This is a genomic window from Sphingosinicella sp. (genome assembly GCF_052387495.1).
Taxonomy (GTDB): Bacteria; Pseudomonadota; Alphaproteobacteria; order Sphingomonadales; family Sphingomonadaceae; genus Allosphingosinicella.
Genome location: NZ_JBQTJC010000108.1, coordinates 1 through 19663, shown reverse-complemented (window position 1 = coordinate 19663; position 19663 = coordinate 1). Strand labels below are relative to the sequence as shown.

General features: G+C 68.4%; 16 protein-coding genes. 8 read left to right on the top strand and 8 right to left on the bottom strand.

The features are described from left to right. Nucleotides 1-32: 32 nt before the first annotated feature. The 3 genes from rpsB to ACT4N8_RS06115 all read right to left on the bottom strand — a co-directional run bounded on the left by rpsB (nucleotide 33) and on the right by ACT4N8_RS06115 (nucleotide 2725). Nucleotides 33-800 carry a 30S ribosomal protein S2 gene (rpsB, locus tag ACT4N8_RS06125; RefSeq protein WP_444857251.1) on the bottom strand — a complete coding sequence of 256 codons (768 nt, stop codon included), beginning with the start codon at nucleotides 798-800 and terminating at the stop codon, nucleotides 33-35. A 319-nt stretch (nucleotides 801-1119) separates the two neighbouring features. Continuing rightward, nucleotides 1120-1974, bottom strand: a complete 855-nt coding sequence (locus ACT4N8_RS06120) for a CDP-alcohol phosphatidyltransferase family protein (protein ID WP_444857250.1) — start codon at nucleotides 1972-1974, stop codon at nucleotides 1120-1122. A gap of 10 nt (nucleotides 1975-1984) precedes the next feature. Then, nucleotides 1985-2725: a phosphatidylserine decarboxylase gene (locus ACT4N8_RS06115; RefSeq protein ID WP_444857249.1), complete on the bottom strand. Its 741-nt coding sequence runs from the start codon at nucleotides 2723-2725 to the stop codon at nucleotides 1985-1987. A 136-nt stretch (nucleotides 2726-2861) separates the two neighbouring features. On the opposite strand from ACT4N8_RS06115, the gene ACT4N8_RS06110 reads away from it, so the two are divergent. The 3 genes from ACT4N8_RS06110 to ACT4N8_RS06100 are packed head-to-tail and all read left to right on the top strand — an operon-like array spanning nucleotide 2862 to nucleotide 7513. After that, the gene (locus ACT4N8_RS06110) at nucleotides 2862-4082 is read left to right on the top strand and encodes an NADP-dependent isocitrate dehydrogenase (RefSeq protein WP_444857248.1); all 1221 of its coding nucleotides are present in this window, start codon (nucleotides 2862-2864) and stop codon (nucleotides 4080-4082) included. Continuing rightward, on the top strand, nucleotides 4079-5698 hold the full coding sequence (locus ACT4N8_RS06105) for a nitrilase-related carbon-nitrogen hydrolase (protein WP_444857247.1): 1620 nt from the start codon (nucleotides 4079-4081) through the stop codon (nucleotides 5696-5698). The genes ACT4N8_RS06110 and ACT4N8_RS06105 overlap by 4 nt, the downstream gene beginning before the upstream one ends. 30 nt (nucleotides 5699-5728) lie before the next feature. Beyond that, nucleotides 5729-7513: a cation:proton antiporter domain-containing protein gene (locus tag ACT4N8_RS06100; RefSeq protein ID WP_444857246.1), complete on the top strand. Its 1785-nt coding sequence runs from the start codon at nucleotides 5729-5731 to the stop codon at nucleotides 7511-7513. On the opposite strand, the gene alaS is transcribed toward ACT4N8_RS06100, so the two are convergent. Beyond that, nucleotides 7500-10157, bottom strand: a complete 2658-nt coding sequence (gene alaS / locus ACT4N8_RS06095) for an alanine--tRNA ligase (RefSeq protein WP_444857245.1) — start codon at nucleotides 10155-10157, stop codon at nucleotides 7500-7502. The genes ACT4N8_RS06100 and alaS overlap by 14 nt on opposite strands. Nucleotides 10158-10272: 115 nt before the next feature. Here alaS and ACT4N8_RS06090 point away from each other — a divergent pair, with 115 nt between their 5' ends. The 3 genes from ACT4N8_RS06090 (at nucleotide 10273) to ACT4N8_RS06080 (ending at nucleotide 13817) form a co-directional block, all read left to right on the top strand. Continuing rightward, on the top strand, nucleotides 10273-11295 hold the full coding sequence (locus ACT4N8_RS06090; protein ID WP_444857244.1) for a Vgb family protein: 1023 nt from the start codon (nucleotides 10273-10275) through the stop codon (nucleotides 11293-11295). Beyond that, complete coding sequence (locus ACT4N8_RS06085; RefSeq protein ID WP_444857243.1) at nucleotides 11292-11660, top strand: c-type cytochrome; 369 nt, start codon at nucleotides 11292-11294, stop codon at nucleotides 11658-11660. Before ACT4N8_RS06090 ends, ACT4N8_RS06085 begins: the two co-directional genes overlap by 4 nt. Nucleotides 11661-11792: 132 nt before the next feature. Next, on the top strand, nucleotides 11793-13817 hold the full coding sequence (locus tag ACT4N8_RS06080; protein ID WP_444857242.1) for an elongation factor G: 2025 nt from the start codon (nucleotides 11793-11795) through the stop codon (nucleotides 13815-13817). Nucleotides 13818-13824: 7 nt separating this feature from the next. Here the strand turns inward: ACT4N8_RS06080 and ACT4N8_RS06075 are convergent, their stop codons facing one another. Continuing rightward, on the bottom strand, nucleotides 13825-15162 hold the full coding sequence (locus ACT4N8_RS06075) for a dicarboxylate/amino acid:cation symporter (protein WP_444857241.1): 1338 nt from the start codon (nucleotides 15160-15162) through the stop codon (nucleotides 13825-13827). Nucleotides 15163-15269: 107 nt separating this feature from the next. On the opposite strand from ACT4N8_RS06075, the gene ACT4N8_RS06070 reads away from it, so the two are divergent. Next, a complete protein-coding gene (locus ACT4N8_RS06070) occupies nucleotides 15270-15938 on the top strand; it encodes a LysE family translocator (RefSeq protein ID WP_444857240.1) in 669 nt (222 codons plus the stop codon). Here ACT4N8_RS06070 and ACT4N8_RS06065 read toward each other — a convergent pair. The 3 genes from ACT4N8_RS06065 to ACT4N8_RS06055 are packed head-to-tail and all read right to left on the bottom strand — an operon-like array spanning nucleotide 15929 to nucleotide 18185. Further along, nucleotides 15929-16570, bottom strand: a complete 642-nt coding sequence (locus ACT4N8_RS06065; protein WP_444857239.1) for a glutathione S-transferase C-terminal domain-containing protein — start codon at nucleotides 16568-16570, stop codon at nucleotides 15929-15931. The genes ACT4N8_RS06070 and ACT4N8_RS06065 overlap by 10 nt on opposite strands. Beyond that, nucleotides 16567-17367, bottom strand: coding sequence for an agmatinase (gene speB / locus ACT4N8_RS06060; RefSeq protein WP_444857238.1), 801 nt, complete (start codon nucleotides 17365-17367; stop codon nucleotides 16567-16569). The genes ACT4N8_RS06065 and speB overlap by 4 nt, the downstream gene beginning before the upstream one ends. Then, nucleotides 17352-18185 (bottom strand): class I SAM-dependent methyltransferase, encoded by an 834-nt coding sequence (locus tag ACT4N8_RS06055; RefSeq protein WP_444857237.1) that lies wholly within the window; start codon nucleotides 18183-18185, stop codon nucleotides 17352-17354. The genes speB and ACT4N8_RS06055 overlap by 16 nt, the downstream gene beginning before the upstream one ends. A 93-nt stretch (nucleotides 18186-18278) precedes the next feature. Between ACT4N8_RS06055 and ACT4N8_RS06050 the strand changes: the two genes are divergently transcribed. Beyond that, nucleotides 18279-19499 (top strand): multidrug effflux MFS transporter, encoded by a 1221-nt coding sequence (locus ACT4N8_RS06050; protein ID WP_444857236.1) that lies wholly within the window; start codon nucleotides 18279-18281, stop codon nucleotides 19497-19499. Nucleotides 19500-19663: the final 164 nt, after the last annotated feature.

Below are 19663 nucleotides of genomic sequence, written 5' to 3'. Positions count from 1 at the left end.
TGGACCCCGGCCTCCGCCGGGGAACAGCAAGTTCAAGCGGCGGTGGGCTCCGCAAGCGCGGCTTCCGCCGGCGGCTCGGCCTGCGCGCCGATATCCTCGCCGCGGGCGGCGGCGCCGCCCTGCGTGCCGGCGAGCACCGCGTCGGCGATCGCGTCGCAATAGAGGCGGATCGCGCGGCTTGCATCGTCATTGCCCGGAACCGGGAAGGCGATGCCCTGCGGGCTGACGTTCGAATCGAGAATCGCGACGACCGGAATGCCGAGCGTGTTGGCCTCCTTGATCGCGAGCTCCTCCTTGTTGGCGTCGATCACGAACATCACGTCCGGGATGCCGCCCATGTCGCGGATGCCGCCGAGCGAGAGCTCGAACTTGTCGCGCTCGCGGGTGAGCTGGAGCACCTCTTTCTTGGTGAGGCCGGCGGTGTCGCCCGCGAGCTGCTCCTCTAGGCTCTTGAAGCGCTTGATCGAGTTGGAGATCGTCTTCCAGTTGGTGAGCATGCCGCCGAGCCAGCGATGGTTGACGAAATGCTGGCCCGAGCGCTTCGCCGCCTCGGCGATCGGCTCCTGCGCCTGGCGCTTGGTACCGACGTACAGCACCTTGCCGCCCGCGGCGGCGGTCGAGCGCACGAAATCGAGCGCGCGCGCAAAGAGCGGCACGGTCTGCGACAGATCGATGATGTGCACCCCGTTGCGATCGCCGAAAATGTACGGCTTCATCTTGGGGTTCCAGCGGTGGGTCTGGTGGCCGAAATGCGCTCCGGCCTCGAGCAATTGCTGCATGGTGACGTCGGTGGACGCCATGGTCAGTCTCCTTCCGGTTGTGCCTCTGCGGGGCCGAGAAATCCCGGACGAATCCGGGACACCGGTATGATGGCCACCGCATGTGGAATGCGGGCGCACTTAAGGGGGGCGAGCGCGGAAATCAACCCGGCGCCATTTTCGGATTGACGTAAGAACAAAACAGGAACATAAGTCATTTCCCCTTCGGCACCACGGAACCTTGGGCGGCGGTTGGGGATTCTGCTGTGGATAAAAAGGGGAAAAGCTGTGGCTTACCTACTCTCCATTCTCTTCTTCACCGGGCTGCTGATCGCGCTGGCGACCCTGCTCGAGACTTTGGTCAGGTCGAACTGGGCGGCGATTTCCGCCGCCTTGCGGATGGAGGCGCCGGGATCGGGATCGGCAGTTCGGGCGCCGCGCCGGCCGCCGCTGCGGCGCGCTGCCGCCTGACCCGGGCATAGCTCATCATGCTGAAGGGAATCAGCGCGAGGTAGATGAGCGCGACGAGGCTCAGCGTCTCCCACGGCGCCGAGACGAGCGCGCCGCCGAGCAAAGCGATAATGACGATGGCCTCGAGCCGGACGTTGCGCCTGAGCTTGAGCGAGGCCCAAGAATAGGTCGCGACGCTCGAAATGGCGAGGAAGGCGATCAAAGCCGCCCAGGGCGCGACCAGCCGGTAATCCTGCAGCCAGGTCCATTGCCGGTCGCTGGCGAGCCAGAGGAAGATCGGCAGGAGCAACAGCCCCGCCCCCACTGGCGCCGGCACCCCGGTCAGGAAGCCCGCCGATTTGTGCGGCTGGTCCTCGAGGTCGATGCGGGCGTTGAAGCGGGCGAGGCGGAGCGCCATGCAGACCGCGTAAGCGAGCGCGAACAGCCAGCCGATCCGCGGCCAATCGTGCAGCACCCAGAGATGGAGGATGATCGCCGGCGAGACGCCGAAGGCGATGACGTCGGAGAGCGAGTCCAGTTCCGCGCCGAACCGGGTCTGGCCGCGCAGCGCCCGCGCGATCCGGCCGTCCATCCCGTCCAGGATCGCGGCGGCGATGATCATGAAGATCGCGCTCTCCCACTCGCCGTTAATCGCAAAGCGCACGCCGGTGAGGCCGACGCAGAGCGCGAGCGCGGTGACCGCGTTGGGCACGACCGCGCGCAGCGGGATGCCGGTGCGCGGGACCGCCCGGCGCTCCTCTCTCATGACATCGGCCTCATTGCGCGACACCTTCGATCAGCTCGGAGACGCCGAGCCGCGCGACGATCGTCTCGCCGGCGATGGTGCGCTGGCCGAGCAGCACCTGGCTCGACGTGCCGACCGGCAGATAGACGTCGACCCTGCTGCCGAAGCGGATGAGTCCGACGCGCTGGCCGGCGGCGACGCGGTCGCCGGTCTTAACCCAGGGCACGATCCGCCGCGCGACCAGCCCGGCAATCTGGGTGAAGGCGATCCGCGTCCCGTCCTCGCCCTCGACCAGGATGTGCTGGCGCTCGTTGTCCTCGCTCGCCTTGTCGAGATCGGCGTTCAAAAACTTGCCGGCGATATAGACCATCTTGACGATCGTGCCCGCGATCGGGGTGCGGTTGATGTGGACGTCGAAGACGCTCATGAAGATCGAGACTCGGATGTGCGGCTCGTCGGTCAGGCCGCCTTCCCCTCCGATCATCTCCCTGGGCGGCGGCACCGTCGCGATCATCGTCACCATGCCGTCGGCGGGCGCGACGATCAGCCCCTCGCCGGTCGGCGTGGTGCGGACGGGGTCGCGGAAGAAGGCGGCGGTCCACACGGTCAAGCCCGCCGCGAGCCAGCCGAGGATTTCCCAGCCCAGCACGAACCACAGCACGAGCGTGATCGCGCCGGCGATAACGGCGAACTTGCGCCCTTCCGGATGCACGCTCGGCATCCGGTAGCGAACGGTGGGAGTGGTGACGTCGGACGTCTCGAGCGAGCTCATGCGCCAGCCTTTAGGCGGAGCGCTTGAGGGAGACAACCGCGCCGCCCATCGCGCGCCCGGCCCGGTTGATCGCCGGCCCGCCTCCGCCTAAGGCCATCGCCGACATCCATCCCGGCAGGAAAGCGCGAAGCCCGACATGGCGAAGATCAAGGTGAAGAATCCCGTCGTCGAACTCGACGGCGACGAGATGACCCGCATCATCTGGCAGTGGATCCGCGAGCGGCTGATCCTGCCCTATCTCGACATCGAGCTGCTTTACTACGATCTCGGCATCGAGAAGCGCGATGAGACCGAGGACCGGATCACGGTCGACGCGGCCAACGCGATCAAGCAGCACGGCGTCGGCGTCAAATGCGCCACGATCACGCCGGACGAGGCGCGGGTCGAGGAATTCGGCCTCAAGAAGATGTGGCGCTCGCCCAACGGCACGATCCGCAACATCCTGGGCGGCACTATCTTCCGCGAGCCGATCGTGATCGAGAACGTGCCGCGACTCATCCCCGGCTGGACCGACCCGATCGTCGTCGGCCGTCACGCTTTCGGTGATCAGTACAAGGCCACCGATTTCGTCGTGCCGGGCGCCGGCAAGCTGACCATGAAATGGGAAGGCGAGAATGGCGAGGTCATCGAGCGCGAGGTGTTCGACTTCCCCGGCGGTGGCGTGGCCATGGGCATGTACAATCTCGACGAATCGATCCGCGACTTTGCCCATGCCTCGCTCAATTACGGCCTGCAGCGCGAATGGCCGGTCTATCTTTCGACCAAGAACACCATCCTCAAGGCCTATGACGGGCGCTTCAAGGACATCTTCCAGGAGGTGTACGAGAAGGAGTTCAAGGACCGGTTCGTCGCCAAGCAGATCGTCTACGAGCACCGGCTGATCGACGACATGGTCGCCTCGGCGCTCAAGTGGAGCGGCAAGTTCGTCTGGGCCTGCAAGAATTACGACGGCGACGTCCAGTCGGACCAGGTCGCGCAGGGCTTCGGCAGCCTCGGCCTGATGACTTCGATCCTGATGACTCCGGACGGCAACACCGTCGAGGCCGAGGCCGCGCACGGCACCGTTACCCGCCATTACCGCATGCATCAGGCCGGCAAGGCGACCTCGACCAATCCGATCGCCTCGATCTTCGCCTGGACCGGCGGCCTCAAGTTCCGCGGCAAGTTCGACGGCACCCCAGAGGTGACGAAGTTCGCCGAGACGCTCGAGCGGGTCTGTATCGAGACCGTCGAGCAGGGCAAGATGACCAAGGATCTCGCCATCCTGATCGGCCCCGACCAGAGCTGGATGACGACCGAGCAATTCTTCGAGGCGATCGTCGAGAATCTCGAAAAGGCGATGGCCGCGGCGGAGTGAGCGAGCCCAGACGCACCGGCCGCAAGGCGAAGCTGGAGGTCCGCCAGGCGGGACCCGGGGACGTCGACGGCATCGTCGACCTGGTCGATCGCGCCTATGACCGCATCTCCGGCTACAGCCGCGGCATGATCCGCGGGCAGGTCAACAATTTCCCGGAAGGCCAGTGGGTCGCGCTCTACGATGGGCGGATCTCCGGCTATTCCGCCTCGATGCGCCTGGACGAGCGGCTCGCCTTGGCCCCGCACGACTGGGAGGAGATCACCAATGACGGCTTCGCCTCCCGTCACGATCCGACCGGCGACTGGCTCTACGGCTTCGAAATGTGCGTCGATCCGGAATTGCGCGGGGTCCGCATCGGCCAGCGGCTCTACGACGCGCGCAAGGCGCTCGCCGAAAGGCTCGAGCTCAAGGGGATCGTGATCGGCGGGCGGCTGCCCAACTACGCCAAGCACGCGCGCAAGGTCGACTCGGCGGAGGATTACATCGCCGAGGTCATGCGCGGCCGGATCAAGGACCCGACGCTCGGCTTTCAACTGCGCAACGGCTTCGAGCCGATCGGCGTGCTCGAGGACTATCTGCCCGAGGACAAGCGCTCGAAGGGCTATGCCGCCCACCTCGTCTGGCGCAATCCCTATGTGGACCCGGACGAGCCCGTGCGTTTCCGGGTGCCGCGCGACGTCGAGAGCGTCCGCGTCGCGACCTGCCAGCTGCAGATGCGCGCCGTGAAGGATTTCGCGGAGTTCATCGCCAATATCGAATATTTCGTCGATGTCGCCGCCGATTACCGATCGGACTTCATCGTCTTTCCCGAGCTGTTCACGCTCCAGCTGCTCGCCTTCGAGAAAGATCATCTGACGCCCGCCGAGGCGATCGACCGGCTGACCGCGCATACGCCCAATATCACTGCCGAGCTCTCGCGCATGGCGCTGCGCTACAACGTCAACATCGTCGGCGGCTCGCACCCGACCCGGACCGAGGACGGCGACGTCCAGAACGTCGCCTACGTCTGCCTGCGCGACGGCTCGGTCCACGCGCAGGAGAAGGTCCACCCCACCCCCAACGAGCGCTATTGGTGGAAGATCAGAGGCGGAGACCGGATCGACGCGATCCAGACCGATTGCGGACCGATCGGCGTGCTGATCTGCTACGACAGCGAGTTTCCCGAGCTGGCGCGGCGGCTGGTCGACGAGGGCGCCCGCATCCTCTTCGTCCCCTTCTGCACCGACAACCGTCAGGGCTATTTGCGCGTGCGCTATTGCGCGCAGGCGCGGGCGATCGAGAATCAGTGCTTCGTCGTCCTTTCCGGCAATGTCGGCAATTTGCCGAACGTCGAGAATATGGACATCCAATACGCGCAAAGCTGCATCCTGACGCCCTGCGATTTCCCGTTCGCGCGCGACGGCATCGCCGCCGAGGCGAGCGAGAATGTCGAGACGCTGACCATCTCCGACATCAACCTCGCCGATCTCACCTGGGCGCGCGCGGAAGGGACAGTCCAGAACCTCGCCGACCGCCGCTTCGACCTCTACAAGATTTCGTGGAGCCGCCGCCCGACCGGCAAGCGGCCGCTGCCGCATCCGCCGACCACCGGCACGGAGACTCCCGGCGGCGGCTGACAAGCCCCGGCAATCCTGCATAAAGGCTTCATGGCCCACCCCACCGAGTTCGCCACGTCCGGAGTGAGCGACGCCCTCGTCATCCTGGGCGCGGCCGGGGTCGTCATCCCGGCCTTCGCGCGCTTCAAGGTCAACCCGGTGATCGGCTTCATCCTGGTCGGCCTGCTCGTCGGGCCGACCGGATTGGGCGGGATGACGGGCGAATATCCTTGGCTCCGTTACATCACCATCTCGAATCGCGAGGCGATCGAGCCGTTCGCCGAGTTCGGCGTCATCCTGCTGCTGTTCTCGATCGGGCTCGAGCTGTCGTTCAAGCGGCTGTGGGGAATGCGGCGGCTCGTCTTCGGCGTCGGCGCGGCCGAGCTGCTGCTCGGCGCCCTGTTCATCGGCGCCGGGCTGTTCGCGTTCGGCTACAGCACGACGGCGTCGGTCGCGCTCGGCCTTGCCCTCGCTCTGTCCTCGACGGCGTTGGTCCTGCCGCTGGTCAACACCGCGACCGCCGTCGGACGCTCGGCGCTCTCGATGCTGCTGTTCGAGGATCTCGCGATCGTCCCGATCATCTTCGCGCTGGGCGCGCTCGCGCCGCATGCGGGAAGCGGGTTCGATGCGATCGGTTCGACCCTGCTCTGGGGCTCGATCACCGTCGTCGCAATGCTCGTCCTTGGCCGCTTCTTCCTGCCGCGCCTGTTCGCGCAGGCGGCACGGACCAAGAGCCCGGAGCTTTTCCTCGCCGTCAGCCTGCTCGTCGTCATCGCCGCGAGCCTCGCCACCGCCGCGGCGGGCCTCTCGCCCATCGTCGGCGCGATCGTCGCCGGCATATTGATCGCCGAGACCGACTATCACGACGAGGTCGAGGTGATCACCGCGCCGTTTCGGGGGCTGGCGCTCGGTGTCTTCCTGATCACCGTCGGGATGAGCGTCGATCTCGGCTTCGTTGTCGCCAACTGGCCCGCTTTGCTCGGCGCGGTGCTGGGCGTGATCGTGATCAAGGCCGTGGTGACCGGCCTGCTGCTGCGCCTTTCGGGGGCGAGCCCCGCCGTGGCGGCCGAGACCGGCGTCGTCATGGCGTCGCCGTCCGAGACCACCCTGATCGTGCTGGCGGCGGCCGGCGCGGCCGGTCTGATCAGCGCCGAGAATGCCGCCTTCTGGCAAATCGTCACCGCGCTGGGCCTCACCATCACGCCATTGCTCGCCAAGCTCGGCCAGGTGGCGGGGCGCCAGGTCGACATCCAGGCCGAAGTCGACGTCCCGCTGCCCGGCGCCGGGCAAGAGGAGCCCGCGGCCGTGATCATCGGCTTCGGGCGGGTCGGTCGGCTGGTCGCCGAGATGCTGACGAAGCATGACCGTCGGTTCATCGCGGTCGATTCGGATGTGGACGCGGTCGCCGCGGCGCGGCGCGAGGGCGTGCCGGTGATCTTCGGCGACGTTTCACGCCCGGAGCTGGTCGATAAGCTCAACCTCGGCCATGCCAGCGCGCTCATCCTCACCATGGACGATCCGGTGCTGACCGTGCGGCTGATCAAGCGGGTGCGCGCCTGGTGCCCGAGCCTCACCATCGTCGCGCGCGCCCGCGACCCGCAGCACGCGGCCGAGCTCTACCGCGCGGGCGCGACCGACGCGGTGCCGGAGACGCTCGAATCCTCGCTCCAGCTTTCGGAGGCGGTGCTGGTCGATCTCGGCATGGCAATGGGGCCGGTGATCGCCTCGATCCACGAGAAGCGCGCGGAACTCCGTCAGCAGATCATGGAAATGGGCCGGCTGCGCGAAGAGCCGCCGCAGCGCGGCAAGCGGCTGCGGGATTCTAAGCCGGCATAGGCTCGGCGAGCGCCGCCTTCACCGCATCGAGCGCGGCCTGGGCCTGGCCGCCGTCCGGGCCGCCGCCCTGGGCCATGTCCGGCCGCCCACCGCCGCCCTGCCCGCCGACCGCCTCGACCGCCCTGCGGACGAGATCGACGGCGTTGCGGCTTGGCGTCAGGTCGTCAGTCACGCCGACCGCGACGGTGGCGCGGCCGTCATTGACCGCGACGAGCGCGACCACGCCCGAGCCGACCCGGGCCTTGGCCTCGTCGACCAGGGAGCGCAGCGCTTTGGGATCGAGCCCGTCGAGCACCTGGCCGATGAAACCGTGGCCGCCGACCTGCTCGGGGCCAGCAGCCGCGGCCTTGCCGCCGCCGCCCAGCGCCAGCGCCTTCTTCGCCTCGGCCAGCTCGCGCTCGAGCCGGCGGCGCTCCTCGACGAGCGCGGCGACGCGGGCGGGCACCTCGTCCGGCGCGGCCCTGAGCGCGGCGGCGGCCTCCTTGAGCCGCTCCTCGCGCTGCGACAGATATTGCCGCGCCGCCTCGCCGGTCAGCGCCTCGAGGCGGCGCACGCCGGAGGCGACCGCGCCCTCCGACGTGATCTTGAGGAGCTGGATGTCGCCGAGCGCCTCGACATGGGTGCCGCCGCACAGTTCGACCGAGTAGCTGGCCTCGTCCTCCAGCCCCATCGAGAGGACTCGGACTTCCTCGCCATATTTCTCGCCGAACAGCGCCATCGCGCCGGCCGCGAGCGCCTCGTCCATGCCCATCAGGCGGATGCCGACCGGGTGGTTCGTGCGGATCAGGCGGTTCACGTCGGCCTCGACCGTGGCGATCTCCTCGGCGGTCATCGGCTTGGGGTGCGAAAAGTCGAAGCGGAAATAGTCCGGCGCGACGAGGCTGCCCTTTTGGGTGACATGGTCGCCGAGCCGCTTGCGCAGGGCGGCGTGGAGGAGATGGGTCGCGCTGTGGTTCGCGCGGACCTTGGCGCGGCGCGCGGCGTCGACATGGAGCTGGACCGCGTCGCCGACCGCGACCTCGCCCTCGGCGATCGCGGCATGATGGGCGTGAAGTTTGCCGAGCGGCTTCGATGTGTCCTCAACATCGGCCCGCAAGCCTTTGTCAGACATGATCGTTCCCGTGTCGCCGATCTGGCCGCCGCTCTCGCCGTAGAAGGGCGTCTGGTTGGTCAGGATGACGACCTTGTCGCCGGCTTTGGCGGTCTCGACGCGGGTGCCGTCCTTGACCAAAGCGACCACCTGACCCTCGCCGTCGTGACCGAGATAGCCGGTGAACTCGGTCGCGCCCTGCTCCTCGGCGATGTCGAACCAGATTTCCTCGCTCGCCTTGGCGCCCGAGCCTTTCCAGGCGGCGCGGGCGGCGGTCTTCTGCTCGGCCATGGCGGCGTCGAAACCGGCGCGGTCGACGCCATAGCCCTGGGCGCGCAGGGCGTCCTCGGTGAGATCGTAGGGAAAACCGAATGTGTCGTAGAGTTTGAACGCGGTCGCGCCAGAAAGCGTGTCGCCCGGCGCCATGCTCGCCGTCGCCTCGTCGAGAAGCCGGAGGCCGTTGGCGAGGGTCTGGCGGAAGCGCGTCTCCTCGAGCTTCAGCGTCTCCTGAATCAAAGGCTGGGCGCGGAGCAGCTCGGGGAAAGCACCGCCCATCTCCGCGACCAGCTCCGGGACCAGCCGGTGCATCAGCGGCTCCGCCGAGCCCAGCAGATGCGCACGGCGCATCGCCCGGCGCATGATCCGGCGGAGAACGTAGCCCCTGCCCTCGTTCGAGGGCAGCACGCCGTCGGCGATCAGGAAGCCCGAAGCGCGCAGATGATCGGCGATGACTCGGTGGCTGGCCTTGGTCTCGCCTTCGGCCTTCGTCTTCGTCAGCTCGCAAGAGGCGGCGATCAGGGCCCTGAACGTGTCCGTGTCGTAATTGTCATGCACGCCCTGCAGCACGGCGGCGATCCGCTCCAGCCCCATGCCGGTGTCGATCGAGGGACGCGGCAGATCGCGGACGATCTCGTTGTCCTCCTGCTCGTACTGCATGAAGACGAGGTTCCAGATCTCGGTGAAGCGGTCGCCGTCCTCGTCCGCCGAGCCGGGCGGGCCGCCGGGGATATGCTCGCCATGATCGTAGAAGATTTCCGAGCAGGGCCCGCACGGGCCGTTGTCGCCCATCGCCCAGAAATTGTCCTTGGTGGGGATGCGGATGATCCGCGCGTCAGGCAGGCCGGCGATCTTCTTCCACAAATTCCAGGCGTCGTCGTCGGTATGGTAGACGGTGGCGGTCAGCCGGTCGGGCGAGAGGCCCCATTCCTTCGTGATCAGCTCCCAAGCGAGCAGGATCGCCCGCTCCTTGAAGTAATCGCCGAAGGAGAAATTCCCCAGCATCTCGAAGAAGGTATGGTGGCGCGCGGTATAGCCGACATTGTCGAGATCGTTGTGCTTGCCGCCGGCGCGCACGCATTTCTGGCTGGAGGTCGCGGTCGAATAAGGCCGGCTCTCCTGGCCGGTGAAGACGTTCTTGAACGGCACCATGCCGGCGTTGACGAACATCAGGGTCGGATCGTTCTGCGGCACGAGCGGCGCCGACGGCACGATCTCATGGCCCTCCCGCCCGAAAAACTCGAGGAAGCCGCGCCGGATGTCGTTGGTCGAGGTCATCGCCCGGATTTAGGCGACGTGCTGCGCTGCGGCAAGCGACGGGGCGAGCGTCGCGCCCTTCACGATCCGGCGCCCAGCAACTAGAATGCCCTCGAACGTCAAGTGGAGAGGGAAGATGAAGCGGATCGCCGCCACCCTGTTCGTCGCCGTCGCCGGGCTCGTCGCCTCGCCTGCCTGCGCCCAGCCGCCCGGACAACAGCAGCAACAAAGCGAGCGCGCCCCGGCGCGCGGCGACCTCGCCGCCAACGTGCGCATCTACGAAGTACCGCAGGGCAGCCGCCCGCACGACGTCGCGCCGGGGCCGGACGGGCTGGTCTGGTATACCGGCCAGCGGCGCGGCACGCTCGGCATCCTCAATCCCGAGACCGGCGCCGTGCGCGAGGTTCCGCTCGGCGAGGGCTCGGCGCCGCACGGCGTGATCATGGGCCCGGACGGCGCCGCATGGATCACCGACGGCGGCCTCAACGCGATCGTCCGCGTTGATCCGGCGACCGATGCGGTCCGCGTCTGGCGGCTGCCGGAGGAATTTCCCGATTCGAACCTCAACACCGCCGCCTTCGACCGCGAGGGGCGGATTTGGTTCACCGGCCAGACCGGCGTCTACGGCCGGCTCGATCCGCGCACCGACGAGATGCGGGTGTGGCGGGACCCCGAGGGGCGCGGCCCTTATGGCATCGCCGCTACGCCAGACGGCGAAATCTATTACGTCTCGCTCGCCGGCAGCCACCTCGCGCGAGTGAATCGCGAGACCGGCGCCACGACCATCATCGAGCCGCCGACCGCGAACCAGGGCGCGCGTCGGGTGTGGGCCGACAGCCGCGGCAATCTGTGGATCTCGGAATGGAATGGCGGGCAGCTGACCCGCTACACGCCTTCGACGGGCGAGTGGCGGAGCTGGCGGCCCGAGGGCGAGCGGCCGCGCGTCTACGCCGTTTATGTGGACGACCGCGACATCGTCTGGATCACCGATTTCGGTGGCAACGCCACCCTCGCCTTCGATCCCGGGACCGAGCGCTGGACCCGCTATCCGGGGAGCGGAGACAACGCCAATGTCCGCCAGATCCTCGGCCGGCCCGGCTGGGTCTATCTCCCCGAATCGGGGCTCGACCGGATCATGGTGGTGCGCACCGGCTCATGAGCTTTCCGCTTGTGGCGCTCGCGGCGCTCGCGGCGGCGTTCCAGCCGCCTATGCAAAGCGAAGGCGCGCGGCTCTACCGCCAATGCTTCGCCTGCCACGCGCTGGAACCGGGGCGGCACACACCGGCGGGGCCGAGTCTTGCCGGCATCGTTGGACGGCCAATCGCCAGCCAGCGCGGCTTCGACTATTCGCCGGCGTTGCGCCGCTACGCCCAGCGCGAGCGAATCTGGACCACGGCGCTGCTCGATCGCTTCCTCGCAGACCCCGAGGCGCTCGTCCCCGGCACCGAGATGGGCCTCGTCGGCATGCGCGATCCCCGTCAGCGCCGAATCCTGATCGACTGGCTCGCCCGGCGCGACCGTTAGCGGCTTTTTCGCGGCCTTTTGCGCCGCGCCCCTTGCGCTTTGCGGCCGAGAGGAGGAAGCTGAGGGTTTCCCATTAGGCGCGAGTGGCCGCGTCTTCTTCGCGGACCGCGCACGCGGACGAAGGAGACGAATATGCCCGACAGAGCTGCAGGCACCAGAACGATCGCACTCGTGGGCCCCGGCGGGGCGGGTAAGACCAGCCTAGCCGAGGCCCTTCTTTTTGCGGCCGGCGCGGTCGGGCGGCAGGGCAATGTCGCGGACGGATCGAGCGTCGGCGACGCCAGCCCGGAAGCGCGGGCGCGCGGCGGCTCGACCGAGCTCAACCTGATGCATTACGACTATATGGGCGATCGCTACGCGCTGATCGACGGCCCCGGCTCGGTCGGCTTCGCCGCCGACGCCGCGCTCGGCACCGCGGTCGCGGACCTCGCCATCGTCGTCGTCGATCCCGACGCCGACCGCGCTCTGCTCGCCGAGCCGACGCTCCGCCAGCTGGAGGCGCAAGGCGTCCCGCACATGATTTTCGTCAACAAGATCGACCATGCCCGCGGCTCGATCCAGACGCTGCTCGAGGCGCTTCAGCCGATGTCCAAATCGCCGCTCGTCGCGCGCTGGATCCCGATCCGCGAGGGCGAAAGCGTGACCGGTTTCGTCGATATCGCGCTGGAGCGGGCTTATTATTACCGTAAGGGGAAGGAATCGGAGCAGCGCGAAATCCCCGCCGACCTCGCCGACCGCGAGGCGCTGGAGCGCACCCAGATGCTGGAGACGCTCGCCGACCATGACGACGTCTTGCTCGAGGCGTTGCTGATGGACGAGGTGCCGACGCGGGAAACCGTCTACGCCGATCTCGCCAAGGAGACCGGTGCGGGCCAGATCGTCCCGATCCTGTTCGGCTCGGCGACCGGCGCGCAGGGCGTGCGCCGCCTGATGAAGGCGCTGCGCCACGAAGCGCCGGCACCGAGCGCGGCCGCCGCGCGGCTGGGCGCGCAGGGCAGTTGCGCGGTCGTCTTCAAGGTCAGCCATGGCGGGGCGATGGGGCGGCTCTCTTTTGCCCGCGTCTTCGGCGGCGCGCTCAAGGAAGGCGCCGAGCTCGATTCGAGCGGCGGCGAGACGGTGCGCGTCGGCACGCTGTTCGCGGTGCAGGGCGACAAGACCGCGAAGCTCGCCGAGGCGAAATCCGGCGACGTCGTCGCGATCGCCAAGCTGGAGGACGTCCATGCCGGCGAATGGCTCGCCGCGGGCAAGGCGCCGCGCCCGCTCGACGTGGCCGCGCCCACCCGCAATTACGCGCTCGCCATCGCCACCAAGGACCGCAAGGACGACGTCCGCCTTTCGACCGCGCTCCACAAGCTCACCGAGGAGGACCGCGCGCTCGAATGGGAGCAGGACGAGGCGCTGCACGAAACCCGCCTCAAGGGCGTCAACGACGAGCATCTCAAGGTGACGCTGGAGCGGCTGAAGCGGCGATACGGCGTCGCGGTCGATTCGCGCGCGCCCGCGATCGGCTACAAGGAATCGATCCGCAAATCGGTCACCCAGCGCGGGCGCCACAAGAAGCAGTCCGGCGGGCACGGCCAGTTCGGCGACGTCGTGCTTGAGGTGAAGCCCCTGCCCCGCGGCGGCGGCTTCAAGTTCGGCGATCGGATTTCGGGCGGCGTCGTGCCGAAGCAGTGGATCCCGGCGGTCGAGGCGGGCGTCCGCGATGCTTTGGGCAAAGGGCCGCTGGGCTTCCCTGTGGTCGATGTCGAGGTGACCCTGGTCGACGGCTCCTATCATACCGTCGACAGCTCCGAGATCGCATTTCGCACTGCGGGTCGGATCGGCATGTCGGAAGCGATGGGCCAGGCCGCGCCGCACCTGCTCGAGCCGGTGATGAAGGTGATCGTCACCGCGCCCGGCTCGGCGACGTCGCGCGTCACCTCCGCGATCGCCTCGCGACGCGGGCAAATGCTCGGCATGGGCCCGCGCGAAGGCTGGTCGCGCTGGGATCAGGTCGAGGCGCTGATCCCCGAGGCCGAGATGCAGGGCTTCGACGCGGAGCTCCGCTCGCTGAGCCAGGGGTTGGCGACCTACGAGGCGGCGTTCGACCATCTCGCCGAGCTCAATGGCACGCTCGCCGACAAGGTCGTCCAGCGCGAGTTGGAGCCGGCCTGACGAGCGCCTAGCTCGGGTGCGCCTCCGCAGCCGTGGCCGGCTCGTCCGCCGCGGTCGCCGCCGTTTCGGGCTCGTGCTCCTCGCCCTTCGAGACGATCTGGGCGATCGTGAGGTCGCCGGCGACGTTGAGCGTCGTGCGGCACATGTCGAGCAGGCGATCGACGCCGAGGACGAGGCCGATCCCTTCGGGCGGAACGCCGACCATTCCGAGGATGATCGCTATGACCGGCAGCGAGCCCGAGGGCACGCCCGCCGTGCCGATCCCGCCGAGGATGCAGACCAACAGCACGGTCACCTGCTGGAAGAGGGTCAGCTCGACGCCGAAGAATTGAGCGAGGAAGAGCACGGTCACGCCCTCGAAAATGGCGGTGCCGTTCTGGTTGGCGGTGGCGCCGATGGTGAGGACGAAGCGCGAGACGCGCCCCGGCAGTTTGAGCTGGGTTTCGGCGACGCGAAGCGCCGTGGGCAGGGTCGCGTTCGACGAGGAGGTCGAAAAAGCGACCACCATCGCCTCCTGGATCTGACGGAAAAAGGCGATCGGCGATTTGCCGGCGATCAGCTTCAGCACAAGCGGATAGGTCACGAACATGTGCAGGCCGAGCGCGAACAGGACGACGCCGGCGAAGGCGCCCAAGCGGACGAGCAGATCCCAGCCGAACAAAGCAGCGAGATTGAACATGAAGCAGGCGACGGCGATCGGGGCCAGCTTGAGGACGATGCCGATCAGTTTCATCATGACATGGAACAGGCCCTCGATCGCCTCCTGTAGCCGCTGCGCCTGCGGCGTGTTGACGAGCAGCAGGCCGATGCCGAAGACCAAAGCGAAGAACATCACGGCGAGGATGTCGTTGGCGGAGGCCGCGGCAAAAACGTTGTTGGGGATGATGTTGAGGAAGGCGGCGACGCCCGACGGCCGCTCGGCATTGGCCGAGATGATCGCGCCGGCATTCTCTCGCGCGTCGGCGAGGAGCTGTTGCGCGAGCGCCGGATCGACCCCGTCGCCGGGACGGAAGCCGTTGGCGACGGCGAGCGCGATCACCACCGCGATCGACGAGAGCAATACGGTGTAGACGAGGGTCTTCATCCCGACCCGTTTCAGCGCGCGGATATCGCCCATTTCGGCGATACCGCTGACGAGGGCCGCGAACAGCAGCGGCAGGACGAGCATGAACAGGAGGCGCAGGAAGATCTGGCCAATCGGCGCGGTCACATAGGTGGTCAGCGTTTCGACCCATGCGGCGTCCGGCTGGGTCATGTTGACGGCGAGGCCGCCGACCAGGCCAATCAGGAAGCCGATCAGCATCTTCATCTGCAGCGACATGCCGCGGCTCTCGGCGCTTTCCATCCTAATCCCCTTTTTCGACGCGGGCACATCCCGGCCTCTGAGCAGACAAAAGTCAACCCGTTGCACCGGCGCGCGGGTGGTGCCAGCGTCGGTGCGGAGGTGATGCGATGCTGGAGATCGCGGGAATCGAGCTGCTGCCGGCCTGGCCGGTCTTCCTGACCTTCGTCGCGGCGGGCCTGGCGCTCAACATCGTCCCGGGCGCCGACATGACCTTCATCGTCGCCAGCGCCGCGCGAGGCGGCCGGCGCGACGGCGTGATCGCCTCGCTGGGTGTCGGCGCCGGGGCGCTGGTTCATATCCTCGCCGCCGTGCTCGGCCTGTCGGCGATCCTCGCTTCGTCGCAATGGCTGTTCGACACGATCAAATGGGCCGGAGCGGCCTATCTGCTTTGGCTCGCGGTCGGCCTGCTGCGCGAGGGGAAGCCGGCGACGGAAGCGGCCGAGGCGGCGCGCCCGCGCGGCTCGGGCTGGCGGCTGTTCCGGCAGGCGATGCTGGTCAACATCCTCAATCCCAAGGTCGCGCTCTTCTTCCTCGCCTTCCTGCCCCAATTCGTAGATCCGGCGGCGAGCGTGCCGGCGCTGCAAATCCTCGCGCTCGGCCTCTGGTTCGATTTCGCCGGGACGCTCGTCAACATCGCCATCGCCCTCGCCGCGGCGGGCGCGGCGGGGCGCCTGCGGCATATCGCCTGGCTCGGCCGCGCGGCGCGCTGGCTGGCAGCAACGGCGATGGGCGCGCTCGCGGTGCAGATGGCGCTGAGCGCGCGCCGTCAGGCGTAGGCGTAGGGACCGCCTGTCTTCAGCGCCGCCGCATAAGCCGGGCGGGCGTGTATCCGCTCGAGCCAGTCGGTGAGGCTCGGGCGCGATTCGTCGAGGCCCGCGCGCTGGCGCGCCGCCTCCAGCGGGAAGCTCATCATGATGTCGGCCGCGCTGAACTCCTCGCCCGCGAACCAGGCCCGCGTTTCCAGCTCGCTCTCCAGCCAATCGAGATGTCGGCCGAACATGGCGAGCAGCGGCTTCTTCGCCGGGCGCCCGAGCAGGCCTAGCCGGTTGACGACGAGCAGCGCCAGCAGCGGCGGCATCATCGAGCCTTCGGCATAATGGAGGAAGTGGCGGTAGCGCAGCACGCCGTCGCGGCTCGACGAGGGCCCAAGCCGCCCATCGGACTTCTCGACCAGATATTCGACGATCGCGCCGGTCTCGGCGATCGCGCGCATGCCGCCGCCCCCGGCCGAGCGGTCCTCGATCACCGGCGACTTGCCGAGCGGGTGGATGCGGGCAAGCTCGGGCGGGGCGAGCATCGTCTTCGGGTTCCGCGCGTAGCGGACAACTTCATATTCGAGGCCCAGTTCCTCAAGCAGCCAGAGCACGCGCTGCGAGCGCGAATTTTCGAGATGGTGGACGACGATCATGTGCTTCCTTTCGCGGCCAGCGCGGCCAGCTCCTTGACCAGCTTGGCGGCGAGCACGGCGGTGATCCCGTTCACGTCGCGCGACGGGTTGTACTCGACGATGTCGGCGCCGACGATCGGGCCGGGCACGCGCAGGAGCACGTGGAGGAACTCGCGCACGGTCGGGCCGCCCGGCTCGTGATGCGAGACGCCCGGCGCGAAGGCCGGATCGAAGCCGTCGAGGTCGATGCTGATGTAGAGCGGCGGCTCGGGGATCGGCACCGTCTCGGGCGCGAAATCGCGCATCTCGAAGATCTCGACGCCGAAGCGCTCGGCCTGCTCGCGACAATGGCGGTTGAGGGTGCGGATGCCGAACTGGACGAGGCGGCGCGCATGGCCCGCCTCCATGATCCGGGCGAAGGGCGAGGCGTGGCTGAGCGGATCGCCCTCGAAATCGTCATAGAGATCCGGGTGGGCGTCGAAATGGAGGATGTTAAGCGGGCCGCGCAGCTCGGCCAAGGCGGCGACGATCGGACCGGTCACCATATGGTCGCCGCCGAGCGAAATCGGCATGGCGCCCGAATTGGCGGCGTCGGCGACCGCGGCACGGATCAGGGCGGGATCGCCCTCCCCTTCGGCAAGCGGCAAGTCGCCCGCGTCCTCAAACGCAATGTCGGCGCCGAGCTCGAGTCCCGATTCGCTCGCCGCATTGCCATGGTCCGAGGCGAGCGCGGCGCGGATCGCGGCGGGCGCGGCCGCGGCGCCGCGCAGGAAAGAGGAATGGCTGTCGGTCGGCAGGCCGATTAGCCGGACGCGCATGTGACGATCCAGACGGCGGCGGGAAAGACGATGCGGTCGCCCGAACGGCGCGCGGCGGCGATCGCCTCGACCATGGCGAGCGCTTCGTCCCTGCGCGGCGCATCGAGTTCGCGCAGCAGGGCGGCGAAGGGACCGATCCGGCGGAAGTAAGCGAGCGTCTCGGCGAGCGGGTCCGGCCCCTCCCCGGTCACGAACTCGACGTCGAGCGGCACGATCTCGGGCGCGGCGAAGCCGGCGGCGGCGAGAATGGAGCGGATCCGCTCGGGATCGGCGAAAGCGAAGGGGCCCTGCGCGGGCGGCGGCGCGGCGGCCGCCTCGGGTGCGAAGCGCGCGATGACCGGCGCCAGCTCCGCGGCCCAGGGGTTCTCATCGCGTGCCCGAAAGCAGGAGAAGACGAACGGCCCGCCGGGCGCGGTCAGGCTGTTGAGGTGGGCGAAGGCGGCAAAGGGATCGTCGAAAAACATGACGCCGTGGCGCGAGACCAAAGCGTCGAAGCGGCGGCCGTCGGCCGGCGTCCAGGTGGACGCGTCTCCGACCTCGAACCGGGCGCGTCCGCCTGCCCGCTCCCGAGCCGCTTCGACCAACGCCTCCGAGAGATCGAGGCCGGTAACCCGCGCGTCGGGCCGTGCCTTGGCCAGCGCGAGGCTGATCGAACCCGCGCCGCAGCCAATGTCGAGGACAGCCGCGCCCTCGGGGAGTCGTGGCAGCAGGGTGTCGAGCAGCGCCGCCTGGACGGGCGCGAGCGAACGGTCGGTGCGCCGCCATTCCTCAGCCCAGGCGTCGCCGACCCGGCCGCGCCATTCGGATGCATCGGTCATTCGCCGCTCCTAGCCTCGCGCCGACCAGATTGAAACTTGCCCGCGCCGGGCGGGTCGGGCAGAGCGGCGGCCCTTTTCCGCAAAGCCTGGACGATGGCGCGAACGACTGAGACCAACCTGCCCGGACGGCGCGAGTTCGTCGTGCTGATGGCCGCGCTGATGGCCTCGAACGCGCTGGCGATCGACGCGATGCTGCCGGCGTTGCCCGCGATTGGCGAATCGCTCGGCGTCGCCGAGGACAATCGCCGCCAGCTCGTCATCACTTTCTACCTGCTCGGCTTCGGCGCCGCCCAGCTCGCCTATGGGCCGCTCGCCGACCGCTTCGGGCGCAAGCCGCTGCTGATCGGTGCGGTGCTGCTCTACGCCCTCTTCGGGGCGCTGGCGGGAATCGCGGGCAGCATGAACCTGCTCCTCGCCGCCCGTTTCGCGCAGGGCGTGGCGGCGGCGGGGACGCGGGTGCTGGTCGTGGCGATCGTCCGCGACCGCTTCCACGGGCCGGCGATGGCGCAGATCATGTCGCTGGTCATGATCGTGTTCATGATCGTGCCCGTGCTCGCGCCCGCTTTCGGGCAGGGAGTGCTCGCGATCGGCACCTGGCGGCACATCTTCATCGGCCTCGCCGTCTACGGCCTGCTGCTCGCTCTGTGGGGGGGCACGCGCATGCCCGAGACGCTGGCGCCCGAGGCGCGGCGGCCGCTCTCGGCGCGGGCGATCGGTTCGGCGGTGGCGGAGACGCTGAAGGTGCGCGCCTCGCTCGGCAACACGCTCGCCTCGACCTTGGCGTTCGGCGGGCTGTTCGCCTTCATCAACTCGATCCAGCAGATCGTCTTCGACGTGTTCGGCCGGCCCGAGCTGATCGGGCTGGTCTTCGCCTGCATCGCCGGGCCGATGGCGGCGAGCTCCTACGCCAATTCGCGGCTCGTCATGCGGCTCGGCCCGCGCCGGTTGCTGCTCGCCGCGCTCGCCACCTTCACCGTGTTCGCGGCGCTGCATCTGGGGGTCATCCTCGTTCAGGGCGAGACGATCTGGAGCTTCGTCGCGCTGCAGGCGCTGACCATGGCCTGCTTCGGGCTGGTCGGCGCCAATGCGGGCGCGCTGGCGATGGCGCCGATGGGCCATAGCGCCGGCACCGCCTCGGCGGTGCAGGGACTGGTGACCACGATCGGCGGCGCGCTGATCGGGCTCGTCATCGGCCAGCTCTTCGACGGCACAACGGTGCCGATGGTCGCCGGCTTCGCGGCTTGCGGCGCCCTCGCCGTCCTCGCCGCGCTCTGGGCGAATCCCGTTCAGCCTGGTGCGCCCAAAGCTGAATAAGTTTCGGAAGTTTCAGGTCCCTGGAGCAAAAAATCCAGGGACCCGAAGCTTCCTCAATCAGGCGTCGTCCTCGGGCGAGGGGCCCGTCATCAGCGCCTCGCCGACCTCGTCGGTGCGACCGCGGATTGCGCGCTCGATCCGCTCGGCGACCTCGGGATTCTCGG

Coding starts and splice junctions, on each gene's coding strand:
- alaS (WP_444857245.1), bottom strand. CDS start 10,157: ATGACCTCGACCAACGACATCCGGCGCGGCTTCCTCGAGTTTTTCGGG.
- ACT4N8_RS06065 (WP_444857239.1), bottom strand. CDS start 16,570: ATGATCGTCGTCCACCATCTCGAAAATTCGCGCTCGCAGCGCGTGCTC.
- rpsB (WP_444857251.1), bottom strand. CDS start 800: ATGGCGTCCACCGACGTCACCATGCAGCAATTGCTCGAGGCCGGAGCG.
- ACT4N8_RS06085 (WP_444857243.1), top strand. CDS start 11,292: ATGAGCTTTCCGCTTGTGGCGCTCGCGGCGCTCGCGGCGGCGTTCCAG.
- ACT4N8_RS06075 (WP_444857241.1), bottom strand. CDS start 15,162: ATGGAAAGCGCCGAGAGCCGCGGCATGTCGCTGCAGATGAAGATGCTG.
- ACT4N8_RS06100 (WP_444857246.1), top strand. CDS start 5,729: ATGGCCCACCCCACCGAGTTCGCCACGTCCGGAGTGAGCGACGCCCTC.
- speB (WP_444857238.1), bottom strand. CDS start 17,367: ATGCGCGTCCGGCTAATCGGCCTGCCGACCGACAGCCATTCCTCTTTC.
- ACT4N8_RS06110 (WP_444857248.1), top strand. CDS start 2,862: ATGGCGAAGATCAAGGTGAAGAATCCCGTCGTCGAACTCGACGGCGAC.
- ACT4N8_RS06115 (WP_444857249.1), bottom strand. CDS start 2,725: ATGAGCTCGCTCGAGACGTCCGACGTCACCACTCCCACCGTTCGCTAC.
- ACT4N8_RS06090 (WP_444857244.1), top strand. CDS start 10,273: ATGAAGCGGATCGCCGCCACCCTGTTCGTCGCCGTCGCCGGGCTCGTC.
- ACT4N8_RS06120 (WP_444857250.1), bottom strand. CDS start 1,974: ATGAGAGAGGAGCGCCGGGCGGTCCCGCGCACCGGCATCCCGCTGCGC.
- ACT4N8_RS06055 (WP_444857237.1), bottom strand. CDS start 18,185: ATGACCGATGCATCCGAATGGCGCGGCCGGGTCGGCGACGCCTGGGCT.
- ACT4N8_RS06080 (WP_444857242.1), top strand. CDS start 11,793: ATGCCCGACAGAGCTGCAGGCACCAGAACGATCGCACTCGTGGGCCCC.
- ACT4N8_RS06050 (WP_444857236.1), top strand. CDS start 18,279: ATGGCGCGAACGACTGAGACCAACCTGCCCGGACGGCGCGAGTTCGTC.
- ACT4N8_RS06070 (WP_444857240.1), top strand. CDS start 15,270: ATGCTGGAGATCGCGGGAATCGAGCTGCTGCCGGCCTGGCCGGTCTTC.